Raw genomic sequence first — 19,115 nt, 5'->3', positions numbered from 1 at the left:
CAGCGACGGTCGGGCGGTCAGCGTCCCGGGATCGATCAGGGAGACCGGGCGCAAGCTGCATGACCTACACACCGCCTAGACGGCCGCAGTTCTTCTACACCACGGCGCCGCTGCCCTGCCCGTATGTCGCGGGCCGGACCGAGCGCAAGGTCGTCACCGAGATTGCCGGTCCCGATGCAGAAGCGTTGCATGACCGCCTGTCCCGCGCCGGCTTCCGCCGCAGCCACAACATCGCCTACGCGCCGGTCTGTCCGTCGTGCAACGCCTGCGTCCCGATCCGCATCCCGGTCGCCCGTTTCGAGCCCGGCCGCACGCTCCGGCGCATCCTGCGGCGCAATGCCGGTGTCGACGGCTTCGAGGTTCCGGCACGCGCCACCACCGAGCAGTACGCGCTGTTCAAGCGCTACCAGCTGGCGCGGCACGGCGAAGGCGACATGGCCTCGATGAGTTTCTACGACTACCGGGCGATGATCGAGGACACCCCGATCGAGACCTTCCTGGTCGAATTCCGCGATCCGGAGGACGAGCTCATCGGCGTGTGCCTGACCGACCGGCTCAGCGACGGGCTGTCCGCGGTGTACAGCTTCTTCTCGCCGGAACTGGCCGACCGGTCGCTGGGCAGCTTCTCGATCCTGTGGCTGGTCGAACGCTGCCGGGCGCTGGAACTGCCCTACGTCTATCTGGGCTACTGGGTCGCCGACAGCCGCAAGATGGCCTACAAGGCGCGCTTCCGGCCGAGCGAGATCCTCAGCATGGGCGCCTGGCGCGAGCTCGAGGCGCCCGAGTAGGCAAGCCGGCGGCTTCTACTCCCGCAGCAGCCCCTACTCTCGCAGCAGCCCCTACTCCCGCAGCAGCCAGGTCGGCACCGGTTGCCCGGTGGCGGCGCGCTTGCCGACATAGGCAGCAAGGTCCTTCATCGAGCGCGTCTTGGCGCCCGGGCGCCAGACCAGGCCGACGCCCCCATCGAACACCCGCACCTCCTTCAACCCGCCATCCTTGTACTTCTGCAGCGTGGTGCCGGTGCCGCGTCCCAGCACCGGCAGCTCGGCGAGCGGGAACACCAGCAGCCGGCGGTTGTCGCCGAGCACCGCTACCTGGTCGCCGGTGGCCGGGGTGCAGGCCACCGTCTGCTCGCCTGGCTTCAGGTTCAGCACCTGCTTGCCGGTGCGTTTCTCGGCCACCAGGTCCGCCGCCTCGATGACCAGCCCGCGGCCGCTGGATCCGGCGAGCAGATAGCGGCCGCCATCGCCCAGCACGAACAGCGCGATCACCTCGTTCTCGTTGCCGAGCTCGACCATCACCCGGATCGGCTGCCCGTCGCCGCGCCCGCGCGGCAGGTCGCCGGCCCGCAGCGTGAAGGCGCGACCGTCGGTGGCGAACAAACACACCCGGTCGCTGGTCAGGCATTCCAGCACGCCCAGCCCGGGCAGCAGCCCGTCGCCCTCCTTGAATTTCTGCGCCGCCAGGTCGACGCCGTGGCCGCGTACCGCCCGGATCCAGCCCTTCTGCGACAGGATCACGGTAATCGGCTCGCGCTCGATGGCAGCGATCGACGACAGGTCGAACGGCTTCGGCGGCTCGGCAAACGTGCTGCGCCGCGTGCCCAATGGCCCCGATCCGAACTGCTTGCGCAGCCGCTCGAGCTCCTGGCCGATCCGCTTCCAGCGCAGCTTCACACCGCCGCCCTGGTCGTCGAGCAGGGCGGCCAGCTCGTCGCGCTCGCGGGACAACGTGCCGTGCTCGCGGCGGATCTCGATCTCCTCGAGCCGCCGCAGGCTGCGCAGCCGCATGTTCAGCACCGCCTCCGCCTGCATCTCGGTCAGCGAGAAGGTGGCCATCAACCCGGCGCGCGGCTCGTCCTCCTCGCGAATGATGCGGATCACCTCGTCCAGATTGAGATAGACCGCGAGGAACCCCTCGAGGATCTCGAGCCGGCGCTCGACCGCCGCCATCCGGTGCGCGCTGCGACGCCGCAGCACCTCGTGCCGGTGGTCGAGCCACGCGAGAATGACCTCGCGCAGGCCCATCACCCGCGGCACGCCGTTGGCGCCCAGCACGTTCATGTTGAGGCCGAACCGGGTCTCCAGCTGGGTCAGCCGGAACAGCGTCTCCATCAGCACTTCCGGCTCGACGCCACGGGTCTTGGGCTCCAGCACCAACCGGATGTCGGTGGTGCTCTCGTCGCGGATGTCGCCCAGCAGCGGCAGCTTCTTCAGCTCCATCAGCTCGGCGATCTGCTCGATCAGCCGCGACTTCTGCACCTGGTACGGGATCTCGGTGACAACGATCTGCCAGGTGCCGAACCGTCCCTCCTCGCGGGCCCAGCGGGCGCGGATGCGGAAGCCGCCGCGGCCGGTCTCGTAAGCGGTGCGGATCGACGCGGCATCCTCGACGATCAGCCCGCCGGTCGGGAAATCCGGCCCCTGGATCAGTCCCAGCAGCGCCTCGATCGGGGCGTCGCGGTCCTTCACCAGGAGGGCGGCGGCCGCGCATACCTCGCCCGCATTATGCGGCGGGATGCTGGTCGCCATGCCGACCGCGATGCCGGCTGCGCCGTTCGCCAGCAGGTTCGGGAACGCCGATGGCAGCACCACCGGCTCGCTTTCCTCGCCGTCATAGGTCGGCCGGAAATCCACCGCGTCGTCGTCGATGCCCTCGAGCAGCGCCTTGGCGACCTCGGTCAGCCGCGCCTCGGTGTATCGCATGGCGGCCGCGTTATCGCCGTCGATCGAGCCGAAATTGCCCTGGCCCTCGACCAGCGGGTAGCGGACCGCGAAATCCTGCGCCAGCCGGACGAGCGCCTCGTAGACCGCGACGTCGCCGTGCGGGTGATACTTGCCGATCACGTCGCCGACCACGCGGGCGCACTTCTTGAACCCGGCGGTCGGGTCCAGCCGCAGCTGCTGCATCGCATACACCAGCCGGCGATGCACCGGCTTCAGCCCGTCGCGGACGTCCGGCAGCGACCGCGAGGTGATGGTCGACATCGCATAGGCGAGGTACCGCTCGCTCAGCGCCGTGCTGAGGCTGGTGTCCTCGATGTGTCCGCTGACGTCCGCCGCCATTCCGCTTCCCCCAACCTATCCGGCAAACGTGAACAAACAGAGAAGGGCTTGATTGTCCACAGCCGCTTGTCCGGCCGCCGCCGACCTGCAACCTTCACCGGCTCGCGCTCCCAGGGTGATCCGACCGATGCCGGCCGATGCCAACTCCTATCCCTCAGGCCGCGCGCGCCGCATGCGGGTGCTGGCCCTGACCCTCCTGGTCATCGCCGGCACCGTCAACTACCTCGACCGCTCGGCACTCTCCATCGGCAATTCCAGCATCCGCGGGTCGCTGCACCTGAGCGATGCCGAGATGGGCCTGCTGCTCTCGGTGTTCGCCATCGCCTACGGTGTGGCCCAGCTGCCCGTCGGCATCCTGATCGACCGCTACGGACCGCGCCGGCTGATGAGCATCGGCCTGCTGCTGTGGTCCGGAGCCCAGATCTGTGGCGGCCTGGTCACCGGGCTCGGGCAGTTCGTGGTCGCCCGGGCGGCACTCGGGATCGGCGAATCGCCGATGTATCTCGCCGGCACCAAGGTCTGCTCGAACTGGTTCCAGGCCCGTGCACGGGCGCTGCCGATCGGGCTGTTCAACGCCTCCTCGGCGCTCGGCCCCGCCATCGCGCCGCCGATCCTGACCACCCTCATGCTGACCTTCGGCTGGCGCTCGATGTTCGTCATCATCGGCGTGGCCGGCCTTGCCATCGCCATCCTGTGGAGCCTGATCTACCGCGATCCCGACCAGTACGGCATCACGCCCGAAGAGCAGCGCTGGATCCACGACGAGGACAGCCCCGCCGACGAGGCCCTGACGCTGACCGGCTGGCCCAGCCTGTTCCGCGAGCCCACCACCTGGGGCATGGCGCTCGGCTTCCTCGGCGTGATCTACCTGACATGGCTGTACGGCACCTGGCTGCCCGACTATCTGGAGCGGGCGCGCCACCTCAGCCTGCGACAGGCCGGCCTCTGGACCGCAATCCCGCAGGCCTGCGGCTTCTTCGGCGCCCTGCTCGGTGGCCTGGCCGCTCGGACGCTCGGCCGTCACGGCATGGCGCCGGTGGCGAGCTGCCGGCTGCCGCTGGTGCTGGCGATGCTGGTCACCGCCGCCTGCACCGCGGGCGCATCGCTGGTGCATGGCACGTCGGCGGCGATCCTGCTGGTGAGCGTGGCGTTGTTCGCCGGGAGCCTCGCCTCCTCCTGCGGCTGGGCGATGGCCGCGGTCGCCACCACGCCGGACAAGGTGGCGACCCTGGAGGCGATCCAGAACATCGGCGGCTCGATCGGCGGCGCGCTGGCGCCGTTGGTCACCGGTCTGGTCGTCGGCCTCACCGGATCGTTCACACCGGCGCTGCTGCTCGCGGCCGGCATCGCCCTCGCCAGCGCGTTGATCTACCAGTTCGGCACCCATGACCGGCCGCGGCCCGCGCCGACCACGACCTAGGAGCACAGCATGAAGATCGGTTTCGTCGGGATCGGCCCCATGGGGCTAGGCATGGCGCGGCGTCTGCTCGATGCCGGTCACATGGTCAGTGTCCATAACCGCACCGAGGCGCGTGCCCGGCCCGTGGTCGATGCCGGTGCGCGCTGGTCGGCGACGCCCGCGGATGCTGCGCGGGACGCCGAGCTGGTGTTCAGCATGCTGGCCGACGACGACGCCGTGGAGACGATGACGCTCGGTCCGGACGGGATCGCCGCGGGCCTGGCAGCCGGCGCAGCGCACGTCTCCAGCAGCACGATCTCGGTTGCGTTGTCCGGCAGGCTTGCGGCCGCGCATGGCACGCGAGGCCAGGGCTATCTCTCCGCCACCGTGCTCGGCCGCCCGCCGGCCGCCGCCGCGGGCGAGTTGTTCGTGGTCGTCGCCGGCGACCTGGCGCTGCAGCAGCGTGCGACGCCGGCGCTGGAGGCGATGGGCCAGCGCATCTTCAGAGTCGGCGACGATCCCACGCGGGCCAACCTGGTGAAGCTCTCGCTCAACTTCCTGATCTTCTCGACCATTGAGCAAATGAGCGAGATTTTCGCGTTAAACGACAAGGCCGGACTGCCGCCGGCCGAGCTGCTCGAGATCCTGACGGGGAGTTTCTTCAACGCCCCGGTGCATCGCAACTATGGCCGCCTGATCGTGGAGCGCGCGTTCGACCCGCCGGGCGGCCCGATGACCCTCGCCGCCAAGGATGCCAGGCTGTTCCTGGAGGCCGGCAACGATCTCGCGGTGCCGCTGCCGATGGGCTCGCTGATCCATGACCGCCTGCTGGCCGCGATCGCCCGCGGTGAGGGCGGCCTGGATTTCGCCGCCCTCTCCCGTCGCGCCCGCGAGGATGCGGGCCTGCCCGACTAGGCGATTGTGTCGCGGCACCGCATCAGCCGGCCGAGTTGTCGATGTTCCAGCTGACAGCTGCAGCCTTGGCGAAATCACCGTAGCTGCGCGGTGCCCGGCCGAGCAGACCGGTGAGGCGCTGCAGCCCCTCGGACGTCGCCGGCGCACCATCCAGCTGGTAGCGTCGCATCATCAGCTTCATGTCGTAGGCGAGCCAGGCCGGCCCGAACGATCTCAGCCGCTGCTCCATCGCCTCGAGATCGTCCCCGCCATAGCGGATCGAGCGCCCGAGCACCTCGCTCCAGGTGGCCGCGAGACCCGTGCCCGTCAGGCAGTCCGGTCCGACCAGGTCGTAGGTCCGCGGTTCCGTCGAGCCCTCGCAGCACTCCCGCCGGAGCAGCTCGATCGCCGCCGCCTCGCCGATGTCGCGCGTGTCCACCATCGAGACGCCGCGCTCGCCGATCGGCATGCCGTACACACCGTGGCCCAGCAGCGCGTCCTTCTGGCGATAATCGTTCTGGATGAAATAGGCCGGCCGCAGGATCGTCGCTGCGAGCCCGGTGCCGGCGATCATGCGCTCGACGGTCAGCTTGCTCGCGAAATGCGGGACATCGTCGTACTGCTCGCCCTTGAACACCGACAGATAGACGATGCTGCCGACACCGGCCTCGCGTGCGGCGTTCAACGCCAGCATCGCCTGGGTGAGTTCGTCGGCGACGTTCGGCACCAGCAGGAACAGCGTGCTCACGCCGGCGAGGGCCGCACGGAACGAGTCGGTGTCGCCGAGGTCGCCGCGCACCGGAATTACGCCGTGCGGGAAGGCAGCCTTCTCCGGCGACCGGGTCAGCGCCCTGATCTCGCTGCCGTGGCCGGACAGATGCGCAAGCACCGCCGATCCGATGGTGCCCGTGCTGCCTGTAACAAGGATCGCCATGTGGTGTCTCCCGATGTCGTTGATTGCTGACGACCAGGAAGATAAAGGTTCCATCTGACGGCAACAGACACCAGGATCGGGACGTGTCGTCTCATCAATGGAACACCTCATGGACCTGCACGCGCTGGCCGACTTCAACCTGGTGGCGGGCGAAGGCGGCTTCGGTCGCGCCAGCCGGACAAGCGGTCGCCCAAAGGCCACGTTGTCGCGGAAGGTCATGCAGTTGGAGCGTGAGCTCGGCGTGCGCCTGGTCGAGCGCGGCTCGCGGGTGCTGCGGCTGACCGAGGAAGGTCGCGCGTTGTACGAGCGCACCACCGGGCTGCTCGGCGAGCTTGCCGAGGTGGGTGCTGCGGTCGCCTCCGCCGCACCCCGACCGCGCGGGCGGCTCCGGGTCAGCGCCCCGCTGGTGTTCGCGCATGTGATGCTCGGACGGATCGGCGGCCGCTTCGCGCAGGCCTATCCCGAGGTGCAGCTCGAGATCGTCGCCGAGGACCGTCTGGCCGATCCCGTCGAGGACGGCTACGACCTGGTCATCCGGATCAACCCGGCGCCGGACGAGCAGCTGGTCGGCCGCCGCTTCCTCGACGATGAGCTGGTGCTCGTCGCACCCCCCGAGTTGCCTGTTCCGGCAGGCGCGCCCGGGAGTGCCGGCGCAGTCACGATCCCTGCGATCATGCTCTCGACCAACGATTTCGGAGCCGTCTGGAGGATCAGGCGCCCGGATCTGACGGTCGCGTTCGAGCCGCGGCCGGTGCTGCGGTGCTCGTCGCTGCTGATGGTCCGCGACGCCGTCCTCACCGGCGTCGGCGCGTCGCTGTTGCCAAGGCTGCTCGTGGCAGGCGACCTGGCGAACGGGCGCCTGGTCTGCTGGGGCGTGCAGGATGCGCCGCCGGTCGGGATCTGGGCGCTGCACAGCTCGCGGCGGCTGGTCAGCGCCAAGCTGCGGGCATTTCTCGACACGCTGGAAGCGGAATTCCCCGACCGGATGATCGTCCGGAGCGGCGCTCAGTCGGCGGCGTCGGCCAGCGTCACCATCATGTCGTAGAGTCGGCCGCGGGCCTGCGGCACCGGTCGATGGCGCTGGCCGAAGGCGTCGCGCTCGAGGAAATGCCCGGTCAGCCGCAGGCCGTCGCGCCAGTCTGCGGCACAGCCGGGATCGGCGTCGTCCAGCATGAAGGGTGGCAGCCGCAGCAGCCGGTCGGCCCAGGCGCCGGCCCCCTCCTGCGACACCGCACGGCCGGTGCGGGGCGAGACCCACGCCAGGTTGTCGGTGCCGCCGCAGACAGCGCACCCGGACAGGTCGAGCCCGTAGCCCAGGTCCGACAACATCAGCATCTCCCAGCGGATCAGCGCCGCCGGCCCGGCCTGCTCGGCCTCGGCGGGATCGAGGCTCAGCAGGGTGAGCAGCCGGGTCAGGCCATGGAACAGGTTCGGGTGCGGCTCGCGCTCGGGCAGTGCGCCGTCGGCCACGGCACAGGCGGAACTCAGCATCGCCAGCGGACGCGCATGCTGGAGCAGCCGTGCCGAGGAGGGATGCACCAGCTCGGCGGTGAGTGTCCCGAGCTGCTCGGGCAGTCGCGCGAACCAGCGGGCGGTGATCAGGTTGCCGGGCTGCCAGAGCGAGGCTTGGGTGCGCGAGCTGCCGCCCCGCACCAGGCCGCGATACGCACCGAACTCTTCGCTGAGTACATGCGCGACCGCGCCGCCCTCACCATAGGACGACGCGGCCAGGACAATCGCAGGAGCCTCCCATTCCATCGGAGGCTCCGTTGTTCAGGCGGCGGGACGACCCACGCCGGACACTGCGGCCACTTCGGCGGCGAAGTCGGTGGTCTCCTTCTCGATGCCCTCGCCGAGCTGGAAGCGGTCGAATGCCACCAGCGTGCCGCCGGCCTTCTGCACCACCGCCTTCACGCGGCTTTCGCCGTCATGCACCCAGACCTGCTCGAGCAGCACCACTTCCTCGTAGTACTTCTGCACCCGGCCATTGACCATCTTCTCGATGATCGCTTCCGGCTTGCCCGAAGCCCGCGCCTGCTCGGACAGCACCGCGCGCTCGCGCTCGAGGGCCGCCGGATCGACCGCATCGACATCCAGCGCCGCCGGACGGGTGGCCGCCACATGCATGCCGATCTGACGGCCGAGCAGCTCCAGCGCGTCGCTCTCGGACGCCGCCTCGAGTGCCGCCAGCACCGCGATCTTGCCGACGCCCGGACGCAGCGCCCCGTGCACGTAGGTCGCGACCACGCCGGACGGCACGCGCAACACGCGGGCGCGGCGGATCGTCATGTTCTCGCCGATGGTGGCGATCAGGTGGGTCAGGTCCTCGGCGATGGTGCGATCCGAGCCCGGGATGGTCGCGGCCTTGATCGCCTCGACATCCTCGCCGACCAGCAACGCCACCTTCGCCACGTTCTCGACGAACGCCTGGAAGCTCTCGTTGCGCGACACGAAGTCGGTCTCGGAGTTCACCTCGACCATCGCCGCGATCCGGGGCGCCGACGCCACCGCGACCAGGCCCTCGGCCGCAACGCGACCGGACTTCTTGGCGGCCGCAGCGAGGCCCTTCTTGCGCAGCCAGTCGATCGCCGGCTCGATCTCGCCGCCGGTCTCGTTCAGCGCCTTCTTGCAGTCCATCATGCCCGCGCCGGTCTTCTCGCGCAGGTCCTTCACGAGGGCAGCCGTAACTTCCGCCATCTTTGTCAAACTCCTTCAGCAGATCGGCGCCCGCATCCGGGGATGGGGCGCGTCACCTTCGTTGCAGATCAGGTCCGGCCAAATCGGGCCGGGCCAGATCGGGCCGGGATGGCTACTCGGCAGCCGCGACGGGCTCGCTCTCGGGTGCAGCCGGGGCCTCGGCGAAGAGGTTCTCGACGGGCGCCTCGGCCGGCTCTCCGGACGGCGCCATCTCGGCCGCGTCGATCTCCGGCACCAGCTCGACAGGAAGCTCTTCCGCCGCACCGTAATCCTGGCCGGACGCGCCGAGCTCGGCGGAGATGCCGTCCAGCACGGCCGAGGCGATCAGGTCGCAATACAGCGTGATGGCGCGGATGGCGTCGTCGTTGCCCGGGATCGGGTAGGTCACGCCGGACGGATCGGAGTTGCTGTCGAGCACCGCGATCACCGGGATGCCGAGCTTGTTGGCCTCCTCGACCGCCAGCTTCTCCTTGTTGGTGTCGATGATGAACAGGATGTCGGGCAGGCCGCCCATCTCCTTGATGCCACCGAGCGACCGCTCCAGCTTCTCGCGGTCACGGGTGACGTCGAGGATCTCCTTCTTGGTCAGGCCCTGGGTGTCGCCGGAGAGCATCTCGTCGATCTGGCGCAGGCGCTTGATCGAGCCGGTGATGGTCTTCCAGTTGGTCAGCATGCCGCCGAGCCAGCGATGGTTGACGTAGTACTGGCCGCAGCGCGCGGCTGCGTCCGCGACATGCTCGGCCGCCGCCCGCTTGGTGCCGACGAACAGCACGCGGCCGCCGCCGGCGACGGTGTCACGCACCGCCTTGAGGGCGCGATCGAGCATCGGCACGGTCTGCTGCAGGTCGATGATATGGACCTGGTTGCGGATGCCGAAGAGATACGGCGCCATGCGCGGGTTCCACCGGCGCGTATGGTGACCGAAATGGACGCCGGCCTCGAGCAGCTGACGCAGAGTGAAATCGGGCATCGCCATGGGCGTGCTCCCTGTCCTACTGGTTGAACCTCCGCGGGGTGTCGGTCCGTCTCCGGACACCAGGGCCATGCCCCGCGTGCGAATTTGCCGACCTGAGCCAGCGCGCGGGATATGGGCCAAGACGGCCGCCGAAGCAACCTGTTGCACTGCCGCTCAGCGTTGCGTTGCACCCGGCCCGGATATTCATCCCCGACACCGGCTATCCATACGGCGCATGATGTGCCGGTTTCCAGGTGGGGTAACAGCCTGGCGGTTCGCCGTCCCGCCCCCGGTCGTGCAGCTGCTCGAACTCAAGGGTGGCGACGAGATCGGGATCCATGTCGCCGGCGCCAGGGACATGGCGATCTCCCGCAAGCCCGGCCGGGAAGTCTATCGCGGCCCTCGTGGTGGACGGCAACAAGCCAATGTCCGAGCGATCTCGTTGTTCCTGCCCTCTACCCTGTTGAGGTATGGGGTGACCACCCGGTTGAGGCAGGCCCACTTCCTTGCCCAGGCCTGTGAGGAGAGTTGGGGCCTGTCCGACACGGAAGAAGAGCGGTCGGGGGCCGAATATCAGGGACGCAAGGACCTCGATGAAACCCACCCGGGAGACGGTGTTCGCTTCAGGGTCGCGGCCTTATTCAATTGACCGGCCGCGCGAACTACAGGCGAATGGGCAACAAATTGAACCTGGACCTCGTCGGAAATCCTGAAACTGTAAAAACACCCAATGTCGCTGTCAAAACGGCTTGCCGATACTGGCTGGACAAAGGCCTCAACCAGCTTGCAGACCAGGACAACCTCAAAGCCATCACCCGCCGGATCAATGGCCGGCTCATGCTGGGACTGAAGGAAAGGGCGGCGTATCTTGCGAAAGCAAAGCTGCTGTTAGGCCAAGATCGAATGCCTGCGGATGTCGTACATCCGGTGACCTATGGTCCCAATGGTGAACCGATCTACGCCGCTTGATATCGACTGAGGCGCAGCGTTCGCCTCAGGACCGGCATGGAGGGGCGCCACGGCTAACGCTCCTCGACCCGGGCGACACCCGTCACGAGCTTGAGCGTCTGCGCCAGGCGGGGCGTGACCATGTAGGCGTCCGGCAGGGTCAGCTCGACGTCCTGGCTGTCGTCCAGACACGGCAGCACCACCACCTTGCCACGGCCGCCGCGTTCGCGCGCCAGAATTCCGCGGATCTCCTCCACAGCACCCGGCCGATCCACCCAGATCCGCATCTCGGCGCGGTCCTCGGATGCGGCCTTGTCCAGCGAGACCGCGTCCTGCGCCGTCACCCGCAGCATCTCGCCCTCCATGCGCAGGTCGGCGGTCACCAGCACCGGATCGCCGCTCGCCAGCACGTCGCGGGTCCGCGCCAGCACCTCGCTGAAGAACGTCACCTCGCAACTGCCCGAGGCATCCGACAGCCTGACCCAGGCCATCTTGGTGCCGGTGCGGGTCGGCCGTTCCTTGCGATCGATGACGCAGCCGGCGATCTTGACCCGGCCGATCCCCGCCTGCCCCGCCGCCTCCAGCGCGTTCGCCTTCACGGCACCCAGCCGCCGCAGCAACGACGCATATCCGTCCAGCGGATGCGCCGTCAGGTGGAAGCCGATCGCCTCCGCCTCGAGCCCCAGCCGCTCGATGCCCGGCCAGTCGGGGCCGTCGACGACGCGCAACGGCTCGCGTCGGGTGGTGCCGCCGAAGAGACCGATCTGGCCACTGGACGCCTCCTCCGCCTGCGCCTGCGCCCGCCGGAGGATCATCTCGGCGGCGTCGAACACGCGCTTGCGGTTGCCGTCCAGGCTGTCGAAGGCGCCCGCCTTGGCCAGGTTCTCGATCTGCATCTTGTTGAGCTGCTTCGGATCGACCCGCTGCGCCATATCCGCCAGGTCGGCGAATGGCCGATCGCCACGCGCCACCTCCAGCGCCTGCATCGCGGCAAATCCGACCCGCTTCACCGCCGCCAGCGCATAGCGGATCGACTGGGTGCCGTCGGCTGCGACCTCGACGGTGAAATCCGCACCCGACCGGTTGATGTCGGGCGGCAGCACCCGCACGCCGAGCCGCTCGGCTTCCTGGCGCAAGGCGGCGAGCTTGTCGGTCTTTTCCCGTGCCAGCGACATGCACGCGGCCAGGAATGCCACCGGATGGTTGGCCTTCATCCACGCGGTCTGGTACGACACCAGCGCATACGCCGCCGCGTGCGACTTGTTGAAGCCATAGTCGGCAAATTTTGCCATCAGGTCGAACACCTCGACCGCCTTGTCGCGATCGATGCCGCGTCCCACCGCACCCTCGGTGAAGATCGCCCGCTGCGTGTCCATCTCGGAGCGGATCTTCTTGCCCATCGCGCGGCGCAGCAGGTCGGCGGCGCCCAGGCTGTAGCCCGCCATCTTCTGGGCGATCTGCATGACCTGTTCCTGATAGACCATGATGCCGTAGGTCTCGCCGAGGATGTCGCGGATCTCCTCGTGCGGCGCCTGCCACGGCTCGCCGTGTTTCCTCTTGCAGTAGTCGGGGATGTTGGCCATCGGGCCCGGCCGATACAGCGCCACCGCGGCGATCAGGTCCTCGATCCGGGTCGGCCGCATCTGCCGCAGCACGTCGCGCATGCCGGCCCCTTCGAACTGGAACACGCCCGCGGTGTCGCCGCGCGCCAGCATCGTGTAGGTCGCCGCATCGTCCAGCGGCAGCACCGAAAGATCGACCGTGTGGCCCAGCTTTTCCAGCATCTGCACGCCGCGCTGCAGGATCGTCAGTGTCGTCAGGCCGAGGAAATCGAACTTCACCAGCCCGGCCTGCTCGACGAACTTCATGTTGTACTGGCTGACCAGCATGTCGCTCTTCGGATCGCGATACAGCGGCACCAGCTCGACCAGCGGACGATCGCCGATCACCACGCCGGCGGCGTGCGTGCTGGCGTGGCGATACAAACCCTCCAGCTGCAACGCGATTTCCATCAGCCGGCGGAGGCCTTCGTCGTTCCGGCGCATGTCCTGCAGCCTGGTCTCGCCGTCGATCGCCTGCTTCAGCGTCACCGGCTTGGCCGGATTGTTCGGGATCAGCTCACAGACCTTGTTGACCATGCCGTACGGCAGCCCGAGCACGCGGCCGACATCGCGCACCGCCGCACGCGCCTGCAGCTTGCCGAAGGTGATGATCTGCGCCACCCGGTCGCTGCCATATTCGCGGCGCACATAGGCGATCACCTCGTCGCGCCGGTCCTGGCAGAAATCGATGTCGAAATCCGGCATCGACACGCGCTCGGGATTGAGGAATCGCTCGAACAGCAGGTTGAACGGCAACGGGTCGATGTCGGTGATGGTCAGAGCCCACGCCGCCAGCGAGCCGGCACCGGACCCGCGTCCGGGCCCCACCGGAATGCCCTGTGCCTTCGCCCACTGGATGAAGTCGGCGACGATCATGAAATAGCCGGGAAACCCCATCTTCGCGATCACGTCGAGCTCGAACGCCAGCCGTTCCCTGTAGCGGGTGCAGGTTTCGAGATCCGCCGCCAGTTTCTGCAGCCGCAGTTCCAGGCCCTCCTCGGCCATAGCGCGCAGCGTCTGGTCCTCGGTGCTGCCCTCGCGAACCTTCGGGCACACCGGCAGCAGCGGCTTGCGCGTTTCGGCCATCACCGCACAACGCTGCGCGATCGCCAGGGTGTTGTCGCAGGCTTCGGGCAGGTCCGCGAACAGCGCGCGCATCATCGCCGGTGGCTTGAACCACTGCTCCGGCGACACCCGCCACCGATCCCTCTCCGCCACGGTTCGTCCCTGTGCGATGCACAGAAGGGCATCGTGCGCCTCGTGCATCTCGGGCCTCGGGAAGAACACCTCGTTGGTCGCCACCAGCGGCAGGCCGAGTTCGTCCGCGAGCGCGATCAGTCCAGGCTCGATGGTCTTCTCGAGCGGCGTGCCGTGTCGCTGCAGCTCGACGGCGATGCGGTCCGGGAACGCCGCCGCAAGCGCCTCGAGCAGGCGGCGCGCCGCATCCTGTTGACCATCCGCGAGCAGCCGAGCCAGCGGCCCGCGACTGCCGCCGGTCAGCAGGAACAGACCCCCGGCGTGCGCGCGCAGCACCTCGATCGTCACGCACGGGTCGGACGGGTCGCTGTCCAGGAAGCCGATCGAGGACAGATGCTGCAGGTTGGCGAGCCCGGTCGGGTCCTGAGCGAGCAGCACCAGCGGCTCCGACGGTGCGGCGCCGCGTCCGTTCGGGAGCGCCGCGCCGATCTGCAGGCCGTCCGCCAGGGAGCCTGGGCTCGCCATCAACGTGACCTGGCAGCCGATGATCGGCTGCACGCCCTTCCCCGTGCAGTACTGTGAGAATTCCAGCGCGCCGAACAGGTTGCCGCTGTCGGTGATGGCCACGGCCGGCATCCCGGCCGCCTTGGCCAGTGCGGCGATCTCGGGAACCTGGATCGCCCCCTGGCTCAGCGAGTAGGCGGAATGGACGCGAAGATGGACGAAATCGGCGTGCGGCATCCGCCCAGTTTACGGCAGAAGCCCGAGTCGCGTCACGCCGGCGAGCCGGTCGAGGCCCCGCCCTGTTCGGCCACCCGCTCGAGGGTGCGGCCGAGGAACGCCATCACCGCCACCTCTTCCGCGGTCAGGTCGGTGTTGCCCCTGGCGCCGTTCGCGGTCGCTGCGTCGGCCGACAGAGCGGCTTCCGCACGCTGCTTCAGCGCCTCGGCCAGAGTGCCGTCGAGATAGCCGTCGAAGATCTTCGGGTGGATGTAGCACTTGCGGCAGATCGTCGGGGTGTTGCCCAACATCTTGGCGACCGTCTCGATCGCCCGCAGCACGTTCTTCTTTGCTTTCGCCTGGCTGTCGAACTGCTCGAACTCGTGCAGCGCGAGTGCGGCCAGGTTGGTCGCGGCCCAGGTGCGGAAATCCTTTGCGGTGATGTCCTCGCCAGTTACCTCGTGCAGATACTCGTTCACGTCGTGCGAGGAGATGTCGTGCTGAGCGCCATCCTCGTCGAGATACTGGAACAGCTCCTGCCCGCGCAGCTCCTGCAACTTGGAGACGATGTTGGCGAGGCGGCGATCCTTCAGCTCGATGTGCTGCTGGATGCCGTGCTTGGCGCGGAAATCCAGCACCAGGCCCGCACCCTTCACCTTGGCGTGCCGGGTTCGCAGGGTCGTCAGGCCGAAGCTCTTGTTGGTGCGGGCATACTCGTCGTTGCCGATGCGCATCATGGTCTTTTCCAGCAGCGCTACGACGGTCGCCAGAACCTTGGCGCGGGGCAGCCCGGCACGTCCCAGATCCTTCTGCACCTGCGCGCGGATCGCCGGCAGCTTCTCCCCGAACACCAGCATCTTGCCGTATTTCGCCTCGTCGCGGATCGCGCGCCAGTCCGGGTGGTACCGGTACTGCTTGCGCCCGCGCGCATCCCGGCCGACCGCCTGCAGGTGCCCTTTGGGGTCGCGGCAGATCCACACATCGGTGTAGGCCGGCGGGATCGCGAGCTTCTTCAGGCGTGCGATCACTGCCTCGTCAGTGACGGGCTGTCCCTTGAAGTCGAAATACCGCATGCCGTCCGGACCGGGCTGGCGTGAGAAGCCGGGTTTGCTCGGGTCGACATAATGCAGGTGGGCCGCCCGCGCGGCCTCGCGGGCATCGACGGACGCATCCGCAAGTTCCGCTTCCGCCGGCATAAATTCGATCTTCGCGCGCGCCTTGGCTGCCATGTCGTCCGTCACCCATCTGCCGTCGTGCCACAACCGGGCACGGACGGGCGGGTTCGCCGGATCAGGCGAACGGGACGATCAAGCCTTCGCGCAGGGTCACGATCCGGTCCATCCGGCCGGCGAGCTCGACGTTGTGGGTGGCGATCAACGCCGCCAGCCCCTGTTCGCGCACGACCCGCATCAGCTCGGCGAACACCGTGGCAGACGTCGCGACATCGAGGTTGCCGGTCGGCTCGTCGGCCAGCAGCACACGTGGGCGGTTTGCCAGTGCCCGCGCGATCGCCACGCGCTGCTGCTCGCCGCCGGACAGCTTGCCCGGCAGATGGTCGAGCCGGTGCGCCAGCCCGAACAGACCGAGCAGCTCATCCGCCCGGACCCGGGCCTCACGACGCGAGACGCCGGCGATCATCTGCGGCAGCACCACGTTCTCGCGGGCAGTGAACTCCGCCAGCAGATGGTGGAACTGGTACACGAAGCCGATCGAGTTGCGGCGGATGGCGGTCCGCTCCTTGTCGGATAGCCGCCCGGCATCGCGTCCGGCCACCATCACTGAACCCGCCTGCGGCGTCTCCAGCAGTCCCGCCAAATGCAGCAGCGTCGACTTGCCGGTGCCGCTCGGGGCCACCAGCGCCACGATCTCGCCCGGCCGCAGCGTCAGGTCGGCACCGCGCAGCACCTGCAGCGTTTCCTCGCCGCTGCGGTAGCCGTGGCTGACCTGCGCCAATTCCAGCGGCACGGCGCCGGTAGTCACGTCACTCATGCCGCAACGCCTCGATCGGATCGGTCCGTGCGGCACGCCAGCTCGGATACAGGGTCGCCAGCAACGACAGCACCAGCGCCATCACGATCACCTGGGTCACTTCCGACCATTGCAGCTGTGCCGGCAGGTGCTCGAGATAATAGACCTCCGGGTTGAACAGGTTGGTGCCGGTGATCGATTGCAGCCACTGCCGGATGCGCTCGATGTTGAGGCAGAACACGATGCCGAACGCCGTGCCGAGCAGCGTGCCCGTGACGCCCACCGACGCGCCGCACATCAGGAAGATCCGCATGATGGCGCCGCGCGACGCGCCGATCGTTCGCAATACGGCGATGTCGCGTGTCTTGTCCTTCACCATCATGATCAGCGACGAGATCACGTTGAACGCGGCGACCAGGATGATCAGGGTCAGGATCAGGAACATCACGTTCTGCTCGACCTGCACCGCGCCGAAGAACGCATTGTTGCTCTGCGTCCAGTCCATCACGCGCACCTGGTCGCTCGCCAGCGCCTGGCGGATTTGCGGGGTGACCCGTTGCACGTCCTCGGGGGTTTTCGTCATCACCTGGATCAGCGAAACGGCACCCGGGATCTGGAAGAAAACCTGTGCGGCCTGCATCGGCAGGAACACGTAGCTCGCATTATAGTCGCTGACACCGGCATCGAAGATCGCCACCACCCGGTAGGCGCGCACGCGGGGGATGGTGCCGAAAGCGGTGGCCGCACCGTTCGGTGAGACCAGCGTCAGCCGTGCGCCGACATACAACCCGGCGCGGGAGGCGAGCGTGGCGCCGATCACCACCGCGTCGTCGCCCTGGAATGCGTCCAGCGAACCCTCGCGAATATTGTCGCTGATTTCGTGCAGGGCGCGCAGGTCGGACTGCTGCATGCCGTGCACCAAGCCGCCGGCGCTGTACGAGCCCGCACTCAGCAGCACCTGGCCTTCGACGATCGGCGAGGCCGACACCACCTCGGGCAGATGGCTGACACGTTTCGAGATGGCATCGTAATCGCCGATGGTGGCGCCGGCGCCGTAGATGCTGAGATCGCCGTTCAGCCCGAGGATCCGGCTGAGCAGGTCGGCCTTGAAGCCGTTCATCACCGACATGACGATGATCAGGGTGGCGACGCCGAGCGCGATCCCGACCAGCGAGAAGATCGCGATCACCGACACGAAGCGCTCGCCACGCCGCGCGCGCAGGTACCGCCCTGCAATCGCCCGCTCGAACGCTCCGAACATCGCTAGGATCCGAGTCCGATCCTGGACAGCGCGTCCTCGACGGAGTGCTCGGTGCGCTCCCCGGTGGCGCGGCGCTTCAGCTCCACCACGCCGGCAGCCGCACCGCGCGGGCCGACCACCAGCTGCCACGGATGGCCCATCAGGTCGGCATCGGCGAACTTCACGCCGGCGCGGTCGGGTCGGTCGTCGTAGAGCAGCCGGTCCGGGGCGGTCTGGTAGAGACGCTCGCACAATGCGTCGCAGGCGGGATCGCCGGACTTCAGGTTCAGGATCACGGCATCGAACGGCGCCACCTCGTCCGGCCAGATGATGCCGGCCTCGTCGTGGCTGGCCTCGATGATCGCGCCGACCAGCCGCGACACGCCGATGCCGTAGCTGCCCATCTCAGGGAAGAAGCTCTGGCCGTCGGCGCCGTTGACCGACACCCCCATCGCCTCGGTGTACTTGGTGCCGAAATAGAAGATGTGGCCGACCTCGATGCCCCGCCCTTCCCGCCGCCGCGACGGATCGACACCCGCCCACGCCGCCTCGTCGTGCTTCTCGTCGGTGGCTGCGTAGAACGACGTCATGCGCTCGAAGAAGGCCTCGAGCGATGCGTGGTCGTCGATGTCGACCGGCTGGCCGAGCCAGTCCTGCTCCTCGAGGGCGCCGTCATAGAACACGCCGCTTTCGCCGGTGGGCGCCAGGATGATGAATTCGTGGCTGAGCTCGCCGCCGATCGGGCCGGTGTCGGCCACCATCGGGATCGCCTTCACGCCGAGCCGCTGGAACGTGCGCAGATACGCCAGCATCATGCGACGATAGCTCGCGACCGCACCGGCGTAATCAGCGTCGAAACTGTACGCGTCCTTCATCAGGAATTCACGGCCGCGCATGACACCGAACCGCGGCCGGACCTCGTCGCGGAATTTCCACTGGATGTGGTACAGCGTCTGCGGGAGCGCGCGGTACGAGCTCACCGACTGCCCGAACAGGTCGGTGATCATCTCCTCGTTGGTCGGCCCGTACAGCAGGTCGCGCTCGTGCCGGTCGGTCAGACGCAGCATCTCCGGACCATAGGCGTCGTAGCGGCCGCTGCGCTTCCACAGTTCGGCCGGCTGCAGCGTCGGCATCAGCACCTCCTGGGCGCCGACCGCATCCTGTTCCTCGCGCACGATCTGGCTGATCCGGCGCAGCACCCGCAGGCCCGCCGGCAGCCAGGCATAGATGCCGGACGCGGTCTGGCGCACGAGCCCGGCCCGCAGCATCAGCCGGTGCGAGACGATCTGAGCATCGGCCGGCGTCTCTTTAAGGGTCGGCAGGAAACTGCGGGACAGACGCATCGCGAACGGGTTCTTCCGGGTCGAGGAGAGGTGGCGGACCCTAGATCAAACGCCGCGACGTGGAAACCGCCACCGGCCGTGTTTGTGCAGTGCACAAAGTAGTCTCAAGTCGAATGATGCACTGCACAAGTAACAGTGGATAAATTCTTTCATT

16 protein-coding genes are annotated in these 19,115 nt (G+C 68.1%); 6 read left to right on the top strand and 10 right to left on the bottom strand.

Features of this window, described 5'->3' with window-relative positions; genetic code table 11:
• Positions 1-59: 59 nt before the first annotated feature.
• On the top strand, positions 60-788 hold the full coding sequence (locus ACOEQ2_RS17910; protein ID WP_419729292.1) for an arginyltransferase: 729 nt from the start codon (positions 60-62) through the stop codon (positions 786-788).
• A 51-nt stretch (positions 789-839) separates the two neighbouring features.
• On the opposite strand, the gene parC is transcribed toward ACOEQ2_RS17910, so the two are convergent.
• Complete coding sequence (gene parC, locus ACOEQ2_RS17905) at positions 840-3,065, bottom strand: DNA topoisomerase IV subunit A (protein WP_419729291.1); 2,226 nt, start codon at positions 3,063-3,065, stop codon at positions 840-842.
• Between the two features lie 127 nt (positions 3,066-3,192).
• Here parC and ACOEQ2_RS17900 point away from each other — a divergent pair, with 127 nt between their 5' ends.
• Both ACOEQ2_RS17900 and ACOEQ2_RS17895 read left to right on the top strand, forming a co-directional pair.
• On the top strand, positions 3,193-4,485 hold the full coding sequence (locus ACOEQ2_RS17900) for an MFS transporter (protein ID WP_419729290.1): 1,293 nt from the start codon (positions 3,193-3,195) through the stop codon (positions 4,483-4,485).
• Between the two features lie 9 nt (positions 4,486-4,494).
• The gene (locus ACOEQ2_RS17895) at positions 4,495-5,379 is read left to right on the top strand and encodes an NAD(P)-dependent oxidoreductase (protein ID WP_419729289.1); all 885 of its coding nucleotides are present in this window, start codon (positions 4,495-4,497) and stop codon (positions 5,377-5,379) included.
• 22 nt (positions 5,380-5,401) lie between these two features.
• On the opposite strand, the gene ACOEQ2_RS17890 is transcribed toward ACOEQ2_RS17895, so the two are convergent.
• Entirely contained in the window at positions 5,402-6,292 is an 891-nt protein-coding gene (locus ACOEQ2_RS17890; RefSeq protein WP_419729288.1) for an SDR family oxidoreductase, read from the bottom strand.
• A 109-nt stretch (positions 6,293-6,401) separates the two neighbouring features.
• Here ACOEQ2_RS17890 and ACOEQ2_RS17885 point away from each other — a divergent pair, with 109 nt between their 5' ends.
• Positions 6,402-7,337, top strand: coding sequence for a LysR family transcriptional regulator (locus ACOEQ2_RS17885; RefSeq protein ID WP_419729287.1), 936 nt, complete (start codon positions 6,402-6,404; stop codon positions 7,335-7,337).
• Here the strand turns inward: ACOEQ2_RS17885 and recO are convergent.
• From recO to rpsB, 3 genes are all read right to left on the bottom strand, one after another.
• Complete coding sequence (gene recO / locus ACOEQ2_RS17880; RefSeq protein WP_419729286.1) at positions 7,298-8,050, bottom strand: DNA repair protein RecO; 753 nt, start codon at positions 8,048-8,050, stop codon at positions 7,298-7,300. The two genes, ACOEQ2_RS17885 and recO, sit on opposite strands and share 40 nt — an antisense overlap.
• Before the next feature lie 15 nt (positions 8,051-8,065).
• Positions 8,066-8,989 (bottom strand): translation elongation factor Ts, encoded by a 924-nt coding sequence (tsf, locus tag ACOEQ2_RS17875; protein ID WP_419729285.1) that lies wholly within the window; start codon positions 8,987-8,989, stop codon positions 8,066-8,068.
• 112 nt (positions 8,990-9,101) lie between these two features.
• Positions 9,102-9,965 carry a 30S ribosomal protein S2 gene (gene rpsB, locus ACOEQ2_RS17870; protein WP_419729284.1) on the bottom strand — a complete coding sequence of 288 codons (864 nt, stop codon included), beginning with the start codon at positions 9,963-9,965 and terminating at the stop codon, positions 9,102-9,104.
• Between the two features lie 274 nt (positions 9,966-10,239).
• Here rpsB and ACOEQ2_RS17865 point away from each other — a divergent pair, with 274 nt between their 5' ends.
• The gene (locus ACOEQ2_RS17865) at positions 10,240-10,593 is read left to right on the top strand and encodes a hypothetical protein (protein WP_419729283.1); all 354 of its coding nucleotides are present in this window, start codon (positions 10,240-10,242) and stop codon (positions 10,591-10,593) included.
• A 23-nt stretch (positions 10,594-10,616) separates the two neighbouring features.
• On the top strand, positions 10,617-10,913 hold the full coding sequence (locus tag ACOEQ2_RS17860) for a hypothetical protein (RefSeq protein ID WP_419729282.1): 297 nt from the start codon (positions 10,617-10,619) through the stop codon (positions 10,911-10,913).
• Positions 10,914-10,966: 53 nt separating this feature from the next.
• Here ACOEQ2_RS17860 and dnaE read toward each other — a convergent pair whose 3' ends face one another.
• From dnaE to proS, 5 genes are all read right to left on the bottom strand, one after another.
• Complete coding sequence (gene dnaE / locus ACOEQ2_RS17855; RefSeq protein WP_419729281.1) at positions 10,967-14,431, bottom strand: DNA polymerase III subunit alpha; 3,465 nt, start codon at positions 14,429-14,431, stop codon at positions 10,967-10,969.
• A 32-nt stretch (positions 14,432-14,463) separates the two neighbouring features.
• Entirely contained in the window at positions 14,464-15,639 is a 1,176-nt protein-coding gene (locus ACOEQ2_RS17850; RefSeq protein ID WP_419729280.1) for a DNA topoisomerase IB, read from the bottom strand.
• A 61-nt stretch (positions 15,640-15,700) separates the two neighbouring features.
• Entirely contained in the window at positions 15,701-16,399 is a 699-nt protein-coding gene (locus ACOEQ2_RS17845) for an ABC transporter ATP-binding protein (protein ID WP_419729279.1), read from the bottom strand.
• Positions 16,392-17,639, bottom strand: coding sequence for a lipoprotein-releasing ABC transporter permease subunit (locus tag ACOEQ2_RS17840; protein WP_419729278.1), 1,248 nt, complete (start codon positions 17,637-17,639; stop codon positions 16,392-16,394). The genes ACOEQ2_RS17845 and ACOEQ2_RS17840 overlap by 8 nt, the downstream gene beginning before the upstream one ends.
• Before the next feature lie 2 nt (positions 17,640-17,641).
• Positions 17,642-18,961 (bottom strand): proline--tRNA ligase, encoded by a 1,320-nt coding sequence (gene proS / locus ACOEQ2_RS17835; protein ID WP_419729277.1) that lies wholly within the window; start codon positions 18,959-18,961, stop codon positions 17,642-17,644.
• Positions 18,962-19,115: the final 154 nt, after the last annotated feature.

Source organism: Lichenicola sp. (genome assembly GCF_965198575.1).
Classification (GTDB): Bacteria; Pseudomonadota; Alphaproteobacteria; order Acetobacterales; family Acetobacteraceae; genus Lichenicola.
This window is presented reverse-complemented; position numbering and strand designations above follow the sequence as displayed.